Annotated in this window: 7 protein-coding genes; 1 reads left to right on the plus strand and 6 read right to left on the minus strand. The window is 62.3% G+C overall.

Features of this window, described 5'->3' with window-relative positions; genetic code table 11:
- Positions 1-420 precede the first annotated feature (420 nt).
- From AC1DD7_RS06655 to AC1DD7_RS06665, 3 genes are read right to left on the minus strand one after another with little or no spacing between them, the layout of a single operon-like run.
- Complete coding sequence (locus AC1DD7_RS06655; RefSeq protein ID WP_477514324.1) at positions 421-4,077, minus strand: 1,4-alpha-glucan branching enzyme; 3,657 nt, start codon at positions 4,075-4,077, stop codon at positions 421-423.
- 1 nt (position 4,078) lies between these two features.
- A complete protein-coding gene (treS, locus tag AC1DD7_RS06660) occupies positions 4,079-5,875 on the minus strand; it encodes a maltose alpha-D-glucosyltransferase (protein ID WP_477514325.1) in 1,797 nt (598 codons plus the stop codon).
- Positions 5,875-7,935, minus strand: a complete 2,061-nt coding sequence (locus AC1DD7_RS06665) for an alpha-1,4-glucan--maltose-1-phosphate maltosyltransferase (RefSeq protein WP_477514326.1) — start codon at positions 7,933-7,935, stop codon at positions 5,875-5,877. Before AC1DD7_RS06665 ends, treS begins: the two co-directional genes overlap by 1 nt.
- 152 nt (positions 7,936-8,087) lie before the next feature.
- Between AC1DD7_RS06665 and glgP the strand changes: the two genes are divergently transcribed.
- Positions 8,088-10,712 (plus strand): alpha-glucan family phosphorylase, encoded by a 2,625-nt coding sequence (gene glgP / locus AC1DD7_RS06670; protein ID WP_442004790.1) that lies wholly within the window; start codon positions 8,088-8,090, stop codon positions 10,710-10,712.
- 247 nt (positions 10,713-10,959) lie between these two features.
- On the opposite strand, the gene AC1DD7_RS06675 is transcribed toward glgP, so the two are convergent.
- From AC1DD7_RS06675 to glgX, 3 genes are read right to left on the minus strand one after another with little or no spacing between them, the layout of a single operon-like run.
- The gene (locus AC1DD7_RS06675) at positions 10,960-11,319 is read right to left on the minus strand and encodes a barstar family protein (protein WP_477514327.1); all 360 of its coding nucleotides are present in this window, start codon (positions 11,317-11,319) and stop codon (positions 10,960-10,962) included.
- 6 nt (positions 11,320-11,325) lie between these two features.
- Positions 11,326-11,790 carry a guanyl-specific ribonuclease gene (locus tag AC1DD7_RS06680; protein ID WP_477514328.1) on the minus strand — a complete coding sequence of 155 codons (465 nt, stop codon included), beginning with the start codon at positions 11,788-11,790 and terminating at the stop codon, positions 11,326-11,328.
- Between the two features lie 10 nt (positions 11,791-11,800).
- Complete coding sequence (gene glgX / locus AC1DD7_RS06685; RefSeq protein WP_477514528.1) at positions 11,801-13,915, minus strand: glycogen debranching protein GlgX; 2,115 nt, start codon at positions 13,913-13,915, stop codon at positions 11,801-11,803.
- Between the last annotated feature and the right edge of the window lie 141 nt (positions 13,916-14,056).

A 14,056-nucleotide genomic window follows, 5' to 3' on the forward strand; every position in this document is an offset into this window, starting at 1 on the left:
AATCCGGCCATAATTTCAACCAATCAATAAAACAATCGGCATCAACAAACTTGGCACACTATTGAGTTCTCAAACAACAGACACTAACCGGCACCACCGGACCCTTACAGGGCCACAGGATCGCTCCGGAGCAACTTTTCAAACTTACCGGCTGGATCTCTCGGAGTCAAATCGGCAAGCTTGACTTGATTTTTCCTTGCGGTTTCTTGTCAGCTTGGCGATCTCCACTCGGGGACCAGCGCGGGTACTAACTATACCCCTACTCAGCCGAGATGGCAAAGCCACTCAGAGAGGGGCCCCCTGGGCACCTCAACTACCCCCAGACGGAGTCAGGGAGGGCCCTAAAGCACGCGGCTCCGGACCCTCCCTGCTCTTGTAGAAGTACTCGGATCTTCAAGCACTACCCGGCTCTTGGAAGAACTACTCCGCCAACGTGAACCAGGACGCGCCAAGCGGCGGGAGTGTTACGGTCAATGCCGCCGGCTGGCCGTCAGTCCCCGGCGAGGCAGCCTTCAGCGTTCCAGCATTGATGACGCCCGAGCCACCGTAGGTTTCGGAATCAGTGTTCAGGACTTCAACCCACTCCCCTGCTTCCGGCACTCCCAGGATGTAATCGTTGTGCGGGCCACCGGAGAAGTTGACTGCACACACCAACGGCTTGCCATCGTTGTCCCAGCGAATGAAGGTCAGCACATTGTGGTCGGCGTCTCCACCGTTGATCCACTGGAAGCCGCCGGGTTCGTTGTCGCGAACATGCAGTGCAGGCGTTGACGTGTAGAGGCCGTTAAGGTCCCGGACCAGGAGTTGGAGTCCGCGGTGGGCCGGGATGTCCGCCAGGAACCAGTCGAGTCCGTACTGCTCGGACCATTCGGCTTCCTGGCCGAATTCGGTGCCCATGAAAATGAGCTGCTTACCGGGGTGTGCCCACTGGTAGGCGAAGAAGGCGCGGAGGTTTGCCAGTTGCTGCCAACGGTCACCGGGCATCTTGCGAAGCATTGATCCCTTGCCGTGGACTACTTCGTCATGGCTGATGGGCAGGAGGAAGTTCTCCGAGAAGGCGTACACCATGGAGAACGTGATGGTGCCGTGGTGCCACCGGCGGTTGATGGGGTCTTCCGAGATGTATTTCAGGGAGTCGTGCATCCACCCCATGTTCCATTTGAGGCCAAAGCCGAGCCCACCGTGGTTGGTAGGGGCGGTGACACCGGGGAATGCGGTGGATTCCTCTGCGATGGTGACGGCGCCAGGGTGCGTCTTGTAGACGGTCGCGTTGACCTCCTGCATGAAGGAAATAGCCTCGAGGTTCTCGCGGCCACCGAACTTGTTGGGTTGCCACTGTCCTTCTTCGCGCGAATAGTCCAGGTAGATCATGGAGGCCACGGCGTCCACGCGCAGTCCGTCAATGTGGAATTCTTCAAGCCAATAAAGTGCGTTGGCAACCAGGAAGTTCCGCACCTCGGTGCGTCCGAAGTCGAAGATCAGAGTGCCCCAGTCCGGGTGTTCGCCCAGGTTGGGATCTGAGTGCTCGTACAGTGCCTCGCCGTCAAAACGGGCCAGCGCCCAGGAATCCTTGGGGAAGTGCGCAGGGACCCAGTCCAGCAGGACACCGATGCCGGCCTGGTGCAGGGAGTCCACGAGGAACCGGAACTCATCGGGGTGCCCGAACCTGGACGTGGGCGCAAAGTAGGACGTGACTTGGTAACCCCAGGAACCGCCGAAGGGGTGTTCTGCCACGGGCATGAATTCCACGTGGGTGAAACCTAGCCACTTCACGTAGTGAACCAGTTCCTTGGCCAGTTCCTTGTAGCCCAGGCCAAGGCGCCAGGATCCCAGGTGGACTTCGTAGACGCTCATGGGCGAGTTGTGCGGGTCCTTTTCGGCACGCGCTGTCATCCACTCCGCGTCCTTGAAGCGGTAGCTGGAGTCCACCACGCGGGATGCCGTCAGTGGCGGAACTTCCGTGCCGAAGGCCAAGGGGTCAGCCTTTTCCAGCCAGTGCCCGGACTTGCTCAGGATCTCGTATTTATAGCACGCCCCTGCTACAACCCCGGGAATGAAGACTTCCCAGACACCGGACGAGCCCAGGGAACGCATTGCGTGGCTACGGCCATCCCAGCCGTTGAAATCACCCTTGACCCGGACCGCTTGGGCGTTCGGGGCCCAGACAGCAAAGGAAACACCGTCTACTTCACTCAGCGAAGAGCGGTAATGCTGGACGTGGGCGCCAAGGACATCCCAGAGACGCTCGTGCCGGCCTTCGCCGATCAGGTGCAGATCCACCTCGCCCACGGTAGGCAGGTAGTGGTAAGGGTCATCAATGGTGACGGGTTCGGCGTCGTACACCACTTCCAGACGGTAGTCCGGAACATGGCCGTGCTGCAGCGGATCCAGGACAGCGGCCCAAATGCCGTTGGCCTCGTGCTCCATGGCAGTGCGTCCGGCCTCCGTCACCACCGTCACCGACTTGGCGAGGTGCTTAACGGTCCGGATGGTGACGTGGCCGTGATCGTCCAGATGGGCGCCGAGCACGGAGTGGGGTGCGTGGTGGGCTCCAGTTGCCACGCGGGCCAAGGTCTCGGAGTCCACATGCAGGGGAACTCGGGGCCGTTCGGTGCGTGCAGAGCCTGTCATTTCATTACCTTCCGCTGTAGCCGCGGCATGCTTGCCGCGGCTCGTGTTGTCGAGGATTTGCCGTGATGCGTTGACCGGAATGGACAGCCAGTCCGGCCGGTTCCGCAACTCATAGACCACCTCATATAAGGCCTTGTCCAGCCACAATGCCACAAAGAGCGGCGAGCGGCGGTCAATGGTTCCCGGCATGACTTCGCTGTATCCGGCCAGGAACGCGGTGGAGCAGTCATCCGCCCATGTCGCGGGCACCTTGGCTTCCGCGTTCTCACGGACGGCGGCTCCTGCCGCATAGTCGAAGGAGCGGAGCATTCCAACTACGTCCCGCAAGGGGAGGTCGGGCGTGTTGCGCTCGCTAATGGTCCGGAGGGGCTCGCCTTCGAAGTCCAGGATGGCCCACCGGCCCGGCGCCCCATTTTTTCCGGGAACCTTGAGTATCTGGCCAAGGTGGAGGTCGCCATGGATGCGCTGCAGCTGGCCCACATCGCGGGGATGCAGCGTGGCCAGCAGCTCTTCGAGGTTGCCCTCATAAGGCCCGACGGCGGAAGCCGCTTCTGCCCACGACTGGCGGACACGCCCGGCCAGGGTCGCAATGATGTCGGCGCCCTGCGTCTGGCCATCCAGTGTGCCGAAAGTTTCCGCGAGCCTGGCGTGGACCGTTGCTGTTGCGGCACCGAGTTCGTGGGCCTCTTTGGTGAAATCGGCACCGGCTGCAGCGGCCTCGACAGCCAGCCTCCATGCATCCAGTCCCCCCAGCAGGAATTCATGGGCCACTGTGAGCTCGCCGGTGGCCGAACCGCTTTGGCCCTGACCATCCCAGGAACCCGTGATCCAACCCAACGTTGCCGGGACCTCGGTTGTCCCTGCTGCCGTCAGCGCAGCACCCAACTCCACCTCGGGATTCTTGCCTGCCGCCAACACACGGAAGATCTTCACGATCGCCGTCGAACCGCCGTCGTCAATGATGACGGACGTGTTGGACTGCTCGCCGGACAGCACGCGGACCGAGGTGGGCCCTTCCGGAAGGGCCACACGGCCCCGGGTGAGATGGCCCGCGGCGAGGCCGTCACCCACGGTGTCCTCCCGGCGCATGAGGTCCAGCCACGCCGTGATGAACTCGGTGTCGTACACGGCGTCGTACACGAGTCGCAGCCCCAGTTCCGGATCCGTGACCTCCCCCAGCAAGGCAGTGGGAGCATCCGGCAACGGCTGGCTCCTGAAGCTCAACGGCACCTGGACAACGTCGGTCCGGGGACCGCCGTCGGCCGTGCGATAGGTCACGGCCAGCAGTTCAACCTGCAATCCGGCGCTACCTCCCGGGTATGGGAGGTTGAAGCCGCCAACACGCTCCAGCGTAAAGTCGGGGCTCTTCACCGGGAACCAGCGTTTGGTGGGAAGCCAGCTCCGGAGAAGACTTTCGATCGAGGGGTTAAGTGTTCCCTTTTTCATCTCATCCTTTGGTCGACACCACGGGAATCGCCTGGGTAAATGGCGATGAAGGGTTGGAAAATGCTGAGCGCAGCCGCAGCCAATAGAAGTTGTGGCTACCCAGCATGACCGTCAGTTGGCCGTTGTCCCCAACGGCCGGGAATGTTTGGCCACCGAAAATGTCGCGGAAGCCCCTGCCGGCGTACTCCGGCAGATCCAGGGTGGCGGCCACCGGGTGCTGTGAAAGGTTGAAGACGCACAGAATGGTCTCCGCGTCCTCGCCCTCAGGGTTGCCCGCCGGCAGTTCCCGGACATAGGCCAGAACTACCTCGTTGTCCGCTTCAATGTGGCGGAAACTACCCAAGCCGAACACAGGGTGATTCCTTCGCACGCTCAGGATCTGCCGGGTCCATCGCAGCAGTGAGCCTGAATGCGCTGCCTCCGCTTCAACGTTGGCCATGCTGTAGTTGTAGACCAGCGACTGGATCACCGGCAGGTACAGCTTGCCCGGGTCCGCGCCCGAGAAACCCGCGTTCCTGTCCGGGTTCCATTGCATGGGTGTGCGGACGGCGTCGCGGTCATCAAGCCAAATGTTGTCCCCCATGCCGATTTCGTCCCCGTAATAGAGGAAAGGGCTACCTGGCAGGGAGAGCAACAGAGCGTTGATGAGCTCAATCTCAGCCCGGGAATTGTCCAGCAGCGGAGCCAGCCTCCGCCGGATACCAATGTTGGCGCGCATTCTGGGGTCCGGCGCGTACCAGCCAAGCATGGCGGCGCGGTCGTCCGCGCTGACCATCTCCAGCGTGAGTTCGTCGTGGTTTCGCAGGAAGGTCCCCCACTGGGCGCCCTTGGGAATCTCCGGGGTCTCCCGCAGGGTCTGGATGATCGGAGCCGCCTTCTGGTCCCGCAGGGCATAGTAGAGCCGCGGCATGATCGGGAAGTGGAAGGCCATGTGACATTCCGGGGCTTCCTCGGTGCCGAAATACTCCACCACCTCGTGAGGTGGCTGGTTTGCCTCGGCGATGATCACGCGTCCGGGGTAGTTGGCATCCACCATCCTGCGCAGGTCTTGCAGGAAGGCGTGGGTGGCCGGCAGGTTCTCGCAGTTGGTGCCTTCCTCCTCGAAGAGGTACGGAACGGCGTCGGCGCGGAAGCCATCGATTCCCTGGTCCAGCCAGAACCGGATGACGTCATAGAGTGCCTCGATGACTTTGGGGTTCTCGAAGTTCAGGTCCGGCTGGTGGCTGAAGAAGCGGTGCCAGAAAAACTGGCGCCGGATGGGGTCGAAGGTCCAGTTGGATTCCTCCGTGTCCACAAAGATGATGCGCGCATCCTGGTATTTCTCATCCGTATCGCTCCAGACATAGAAATCGCCGTAGGGACCCGTGGGGTCCTTCCGCGATTCCTGGAACCACGGATGCTGGTCCGAGGTGTGGTTCAGCGGGAGGTCGATGATAACCCGGACGCCGCGCGCGTGCGCCTCCGCCACGAGGCGCTTGAAGTCGCTGATGGTGCCAAACTCGTCCAGCACCGAGGTGTAGTCGGCAATGTCATAGCCGCCATCACGCAACGGGGAATGGAAGAACGGCGGCAACCAGAGGCAGTCGACGCCCAGCCATTGAAGGTAGTCCAGCTTCTCGATCAAGCCGTGGAAGTCACCGGAGCCATCCCCGTTGGCATCCGCAAAGGCCCGCACCAGTACTTCGTAGAAGACTGCCTTGCGGTACCAGTGCGGATCATGCTGGAGACCGGGGGCATTCAGCTCGAAGGTGTTCTTCGGAGTGAAGTACTGGCTCGGGTTTTGCGGAGAAAAACTCACTAAGGCTGCCTCCGGATGCTCAGGATGTGTGCGGGCTCCACGTGTGCGTCGAGCCTGACGTAGTTGTGTTCACCCCACCACCAGCTTTGCCCGCTGATCAGGTCATCCACCAGGAACCGGCCGTCCTCGTTGAAGTCCGCAGGGTCCAGCTGCAGGGCAGCCAGGTCCAGGGTAACCGTGCTTTCGCGGGTGCTGTGCGGATCCACGTTGACCACGATGATCAACGTGTCCTTGGTGCCGTCCGGCAACGTCTTGTGTTTGGAATAGACGATCGTTGCGTCATCGGTGCTGCTGTGCAACGTCAGGTTCTGCAGGTCGCCCAGGGCAAGGTGGTCCTTGCGGATGGTGTTCAACCTGGTGATGTACGGAGCCAACGTCCGGCCGGACGCGGCAGCGCCTTCCCAGTCCCTGGCCTTGTACTCGTACTTTTCGTTGTCGATGTACTCTTCTGCCCCCGGCCGTGCCACGTGTTCGTACAGCTCGTAACCGGCGTACATGCCCCAGACCGGGCTTGCCGTCGCGGCAAGGACAGCCCGGATGCGGAAGGCCGCGGGACCGCCGTACTGGAGGTACTCCGTGAGGATATCAGGCGTGTTCACAAAGAAGTTGGGCCGGAAGAAAGCGGCGCTCTCGTGGCTGACCTCATGGAAATACTGCTCCAGTTCGGTCTTGGTGTTCCGCCACGTGAAGTAGGTGTATGACTGCTGGAACCCTGCCCTGCCCAATGCGTGCATCATGGGTGGACGAGTGAAAGCCTCGGCCAGGAAAACTACCTCTGGATTCTTTTTGTTGATCTTTCCAATCAACCATTCCCAGAACCAGACAGGCTTTGTATGCGGATTGTCCACGCGGAAAATCTTCACGCCATGGCTGATCCACAACTGCACGATCCTCAGGATTTCCTTGGAAAGGCCTGCCGGATCGTTATCGAAGTTCAGGGGATAAATATCCTGGTATTTCTTTGGCGGGTTTTCGGCATAGGCGATGGACCCATCCACACGGGTGGTGAACCATTCCGGGTTGGACGTTACCCAGGGGTGGTCAGGGGCTGCCTGCAACGCCAGGTCCAGTGCAACTTCGAGTCCGAGCTCGCGGGCGTGGGAAACAAAAGCGTCAAAATCTTCAAAAGTGCCCAAATCCGGGTGGATGGCATCGTGGCCACCGTCCTTGGAACCAATAGCCCACGGCGAACCCGGATCCTGCGGGCCCGGTGTCAGCGTGTTGTTGCGGCCCTTGCGGTGCTGGAAACCGATCGGGTGGATCGGCGGCAGATAGATAACGTCAAAGCCCATCTCCGCAACCGCCTCCAGGCGCTTGGCTGCGGTGCGGAAGTTGCCCGAGGTCCAAAGACCTGTGGCGTGATCCAAAACCGCGCCCTCGGAGCGGGGGAAGAACTCGTACCACGAACCACGACCGGCGAGGTCACGTTCCACCTGCAGCGGGAACGGCTCCGAAACCGTCACGAGCTCGCGGATCGGAACGCGTCCGACGGCGGCCAGCACCTCTGGGCTGAAACCGGCACCAAGGCGCTCCTCGGCAGATTTGGTGGTGTCGGCAAGGACAACTGAAGCAGCACGCAAGGTGCGCTTCTCCGCAGCCGTGCGACCGGCGTCGTCGTCGGCTGCTTCCGAAAGGAGGGCGGCGCCCTCGGCGAGCATCAACTCGACGTCAATGCCGGCGCCCACTTTGACTTCAGCGTTGTGGTGCCACGTTCCGTAACGGTCGTGCCAAGCCTCAATGACGAAAGAGCACGCGCCCGTGCCGGACGGCGACAGCAAACCCTCCCAGCGGTCCAGGCCTTTCCAGCGCTCATCCTTGGCCGGTGCCATGCGGACCCGCTGGCGCTCCTTGCCCTTGGGATCGAGCAGGACGGCGGAGACGCCGAGTTGATCATGTCCTTCACGAAAGACGGTCGCCCCGATGGCGAGATCCTCACCCGGAAGGGCCTTCGCGGGGAACCGGCCACCCTCAACCACCGGCTGGACGGCCGTGATGGGGAACCGGCCGAAGCGAAGTCCGGCGGTGATGTCCGTTTTCGTCTTGGATTTCAAAGCGGTCATGGTTCGCGAGGTATTCGTCACAACCACGACGTTAGCGACAAAAATCCAAGAATGCTAAGCACACGAGCCATCTTCACGACGCAAGATGACTTTTACCTAAAAGAAACCCAAACAAGTTCCGACTGCCATGTGAGTCCGTTAGTGTGGCGCTCGTGAAGGCAATTCGAAGATTTACAGTCCGTACCGTCCTCCCTGAGCCCATTCGGCCCCTGGCCCGCTTGGCGACCAACTTGCGCTGGTCCTGGCACCGGCCCACCAGGGAACTTTTTGCGAGCCTTAACCCGGCTCTCTGGGAGGCCGCGCAGCACGACCCCATCGCCCTCCTGGGGTCCATCAGCAGGGAGCAGCTGCAGGACCTGGCCAGCAACGGCGAAGTCGTAAACCGGGTGCAGGAAGCTGCAGCCGATCTGGACCGCTACCTCAGCGAGCCCCGCTGGTACCAGGGCCTGGGTGAAGAAGCCCCGGCCTGCATCGCTTACTTCTCGCCGGAATTCGGCATCACCGAGGTTCTCCCCCAGTACTCCGGTGGCCTGGGCATCCTCGCTGGTGACCACCTCAAAGCCGCATCGGACCTCGGGGTGCCGTTGATCGGCGTCGGGCTCCTTTACCAGGCCGGCTACTTCAAGCAGTCGCTCTCCCGTGACGCCTGGCAGCAGGAAACGTACCCGGTACTGGACCCGGACGGCCTGCCGCTGACGCTTCTGCGCCAGCCCTCCAAGGACGGCGTTCCCGGCAAGCCGGTGCACATTTCGCTTCCGCTCCCCAACGGCCGCGAGCTTCACGCGCATGTTTGGCGTGCCGACGTCGGACGCGTTCCGCTGCTGCTGCTGGACTCCAACGTCCCCTCCAACGACGAAGCCGCGCGCGGCATCACCGACCGCCTGTACGGCGGTGGCGGCGATCACCGCCTCCAACAGGAACTGCTGCTGGGCATGGGCGGCGTCAAGGCCCTGCGCGTCTACCAGGAACTGACGGGCACACCCGCGCCGGAAGTCTTCCACACGAACGAAGGCCACGCAGGATTCCTGGGAATCGAACGCATCCAGGAAGCGATGTCCGACGCGACTGATCCCCTCACGTGGGACGAAGCCCTCGCTGCAGGACGTGCATCCACCGTCTTCACCACGCACACCCCCGTACCGGCAGGGATCGACCGTTTCGAGACCCTCCAGATCAAGCACTTCTTCGAAGCCGGGCTCGCCCCTGCTGTGCCTGTGGACCGGATCCTGGAACTCGGCCGGGAAAACTACGACGGCGGCAACCCCTCCGTCTTCAACATGGCAGTCATGGGCCTGCGCCTCGCCCAGCGCGCCAACGGCGTGGCCAAGCTGCACGGCGTGGTCTCACGGGAAATGTTCTCCGGCCTCTGGCCCGGATTCGACCACTCCGAGATCCCCATCACGTCCGTGACCAACGGCGTCCATGTTCCCACCTGGGTGGACCCGCGGATATCGACCCTGGCACGGCAACAATTCGGCCCAGAAGCCGAAGCCCTGGGCCGTTGGGACCTCGCCTACAACGTCAGTGACGAGGACGTGTGGGGACTCCGCAAGCAACTGCGTACCCAGCTCGTCGAAGACGTCCGACGCAGGCTGCGCGCGTCATGGAAGACACGCGGCGCTGCCGACGCCGAGCTTGGCTGGACGGACAACGTACTGGATCCGGACGTGCTGACCATCGGCTTCGCCCGACGCGTGCCCACCTACAAGCGACTCACGCTCATGCTGCGCGACCCCGCGCGTCTGAAGGCCCTCCTCCTGGACCCCAAGCACCCCATCCAGTTGGTTATCGCAGGCAAATCCCACCCCGCAGACGACGCCGGCAAGAAAATGATCCAGGACCTCGTCCGGTTCACCGACGACCCCGAAGTGCGCCACCGGATCGTGTTCCTCCCGAACTACGACATCGCCATGGCCCGCACCCTCTTCCCCGGCTGCGACGTCTGGCTCAACAACCCACTGCGGCCGCTGGAAGCCTGCGGCACATCCGGGATGAAGGCAGCCATCAACGGCTCACTCAACCTCTCCGTCCTGGACGGCTGGTGGGACGAAATGTACGACGGCGAAAACGGCTGGGCGATCCCCACAGCCAACAACGGCGCATCCGCCGACGAACGCGACGACATCGAGGCTTCCGCACTCTACGAGCTGCTGGAAACCCAGGTAGCACCGCGCTTCTACGGAACCACCGTGGCCCAAGGCGCCGGCGCAGCAGGACCCTCCGAATCCAGCCGCGAAACCGTGCCCACCCACTGGGTGTCCATGATCAAGCACACCCTGGCGAACCTGGGTCCGGCAGTCTCAGCCGAACGCATGCTCCACGACTACGTCAACAACCTCTACTGCCCCGCAGCAGTAGCCGGGCGCAGGGCCACCGCAGAATCCTTCAAGGAAGCCAAGGAACTCGCGGCCTGGACCTCCAAGGTCCGCAGCGCCTGGCCCGAGGTCGTCGTGGAACACGTCGACTCCGTCGGGGTGTCCGAAGAACCCCAGGTCGGTGACACCCTGCAGGTCAACGCCTACGTGGCACTGCACAACCTGACACCCGACGACGTCTCCGTGGAAGTAGCGTTCGGACGCGCCGAGGAATCCGACGAGCTCGAGGACATCGTCGTAGCCGAACTCGAGTCCCTGGAAAACCTCGGCGGCGGACGCCACCTCTTCCACGGCGACCTGGTTATCAACCGCTCAGGCTCCTTCGGCTACACCGTCCGCGTGTTCCCGAAGCACTCGGCGCTGGCTTCCAAAGCTGAACTGGGGTTGATCGCGAACGCCTAGTCCGTCCTGTGTCCCAATCGGGTGACCCCGACCCTCCGCGTGTACCCCACCGTCTCCCTAGCCTCGCAAGCTCGGCCAGGGAACCCTGACGGTGTGGGCCCACTTTGCGCTTTTGACGCACGCTTCCGGGTCGGTGTCACCCGATTGGGTTTTGTCTGCCGTGCCGCGCGGTCAATTCCGCTTTTGTGGCGCCTCGTGTCCTTCGGGTTCTCGGAGGTCCTTGCAGGAGTGTGCGGTCTTTCGTTCTTTAATTTTCGAAGACGGCGATGACGGCGAGGTCGCGGCCTGCGTAGCGCTCTGCGTCTTGGAGGATTTCGCAGACTACGGCGAAGGAGCGGTCCGTGCGGTAGGTCGCTGGGACTTGCCAGATCATCGTGACGGGAGTGCCGTCGTCGTCGGACAGGGCGTCTGCGAAGTCGTGCAGGGAGTCGTTGAGGGCGTCCAGGTTCACGCCGTAGTACTCCGGGAAGTCCAAGACCTGGCCAAAGACCTCCAGGACGCCCGACTTTGTTGTCGCCGGCGGGACGAGGATGGTCCTGCGCCCGGCGTCTGCCACCTGCTCCTGAAGTTCTTCGATGGTCCAGGTGTCTGCGGAATAAATCTTCATGGGCTCCTACTTGCCTTCGACGATGAACTTGAACGAATCGTAATGGTCAGCGGTGTAATACTTGGCCGTGTCCTTGCCAACGATGATTCGGCGGGCGCCGCGGTATGACTCACCTGGTGTTGGGACCGTGTATTCCTTGTAGAAACCGCTGGACTTCCTGGGGAGGAGTCCTTCGAAGTTACCGAAATTCACGCCGTCCCTGTCATAGGGGTAGGGCCCGCCTTTCGCAATCAGGGCAAGCGTCTGTTGCGCTTCCCTGGGTAGCTGCGAGGCGTTGATGGTGGGCAGCGCAGAGGGGTTTGCCACGGACGGCGGCGTTGACGCGGAGCCAGGCTCCGCCGTCGTGCTTTGTAGGCTTGACGCTTCCTGAGGGGCGGTCAGCGGGCCGCCGCCCACCATTGCGGCCACAAGCGCGACGACGGCAATCACCAGAGCTGCGAAGGCCAGCAGTTTGCTGCTGCTCCGTTTCATGCAGGGGCTCCTAGGTGCGATAAATGTTGATGGTGTTGGCTTGCAGGATATCCCGCTCGCCTGACGCCACCAGCGCACCCTTCCGGCGTTCATGCAGCACCGAGGTCGTGAACCGGAGTTCGAACATCCGCTTGCCGATGCCAGTTTCGCTGAGGATCTCGGGAAGCACCATCTTCACGTCCTGGTTGCTGCCGTTCACCACGATCAAGCCACGAATTTCGCTGTCCTCATGACCCATCAGGAGCTGAATGGAGCGCGCGTTGGGATCATTCCAGCGCGCGGGCGTCATGCGCTTACCCTTGTCGTCGAACCACTGCAGGCTGGAATCGTTCGCGTGGGCGGGGAAGCTCTCCGGCTGGTGACGCAGGAACCACCGGCGAAGCCTGACAAGCTCCCTGGTGGTCTGGAACATGGCGTTGGCTTCCTGGGTCCTGCTCCAGTCCAGCCATGCCGTGGGATTGTCCTGGCAGTACGCGTTGTTGTTGCCCTGCTGGGTCCGGCCAAGCTCATCGCCGGCGTTAATCATCGGGACACCGAAGGACAACAACAAGGTAGCCATCAGGTTCCGGATGGACAGCGCCCGGGCAGCCACGATTTCCTCGTTCTCGCTGCGGCCTTCAACGCCATGGTTGTAGCTGCGGTTGTCTCCGTGGCCGTCGCGGTTCTGCTCACCGTTGGCCTCGTTGTGCTTTCGGTCGTAGCTCACCAAGTCCTTGAGCGTGAAGCCGTCGTGAGCCGTGATGAAATTGACCGAGGCCAAGCGCGTGCGGCCGGACGGCGCGAACAGGCTCGCCGAACCCGCCATCAGCTCAGCCAGCGAGGCCACTGAGCCGCCTTGGCCGCCGCCCTCAATCGCAGCACGGTCGGACAGCCAGAAGCGCCGGACGCCGTCGCGGAAATGATCGTTCCAGTCGGACCATCCCTGCGGGAACCGCCCTGTCTGCCAGCCGCCGTAACCCACGTCCCAAGGCTCAGCGATGAGCTTGACCTCTGACAGGACCGGATCCTCGGCAATGGCCCGCAGGAACGGATGATTCGGATCGAATTGGTTGCCGGCATCCCGGCACAACGTCACGGCGAGGTCGAAGCGGAAGCCGTCCACGTGGAAGTCATTCACCCAGTACCTCAGGGAATCCAAGGCAAGGTCCACCACAACCGGATCACTGAAATCCAGGGTGTTGCCGCACCCGGTCGTATCCAGATACCGTCCATGCGCATCGTGCCGGTAGTAGCGCTTCTCCGCGAGGCCGCGGAAACTCAGCGCAGGCCCGTCCGGTCCGGCTTCCGCGGTGTGGTTGTAGACCACGTCCAGGATGACCTCGATGCCGGCGGCGTGGAGCAACTTGATCATGCCCTTGAGCTCGTCCTGCACAGCGTGGAGGCCAGCGTTCCGCGCTGCCTCAGTGGCGTACTCGGAGTGAGGGGCAAAGAAGGCCGCGGTGTTGTATCCCCAGTAGTTCGTCATGCCCAGGTCCTGGAGGTGCGACTCGTCCAGGTGGAAGTGGATGGGCAGGAGTTGCACGGCGGTGATTCCAAGCTCGGTCAGATGCTGGATCATCACGGGGTGTGCCATCCCGGCATACGTTCCGCGGAGGTGCTCCGGGATATCCGGGTGAAGCATCGTCTGACCACGGACGTGGGCCTCGTAAATGACCGACGTACGCATGGGTGTCCGCGGCGGCGCGTCGTCTCCCCAGTCGAAATCCGATGCCATGTAAACACTTGTGAGGAATTCGCCCCGCTGATCCACAGCGCGACCATAGGGATCCAGCAACAGTGACTGTTCGCCGTCGTCGTCAACATCCAGTGCCGGTACTGACATCGGCAGACCGCCCTCAAGTGGAGCAGCGCGGAAACCGTACCGTGTGCCCGGCGGCATGCCGCTGACGATGCCAAAGTGCACACCGTCCTCCAGATTGGGAAGGGTGTGAACCCGCCAACCATCACCCGGTGCCTGGTAGGCCACTTCAACGCGTTCCAGGTCCGGAGCAAACACTGCAACGTTCACGTTGTCTGTCTGCTGGGTGAGGGCATCAAAGAAGTCGGGCTGGGGCTTGCTCAGTCCGAGGGGCCGGGGGCGCGATGCATCCAGTGCGGCTGCTGGGTCCAAAATAGGCATAACCATTGCTTGCAAGTTTAGTTCCATACAGGATGAGTGCTGAGTCAGCCGCCCGTGTGACGGCGCGCACCACGTCAAATTTCCGGCATGTACCGGCCGCGGCGATCGTTCCGGGCCGCTCACGTGCTGGAACGCTTTAGCCCGGGC

The organism is Paenarthrobacter sp. 10L412, from assembly GCF_056395565.1.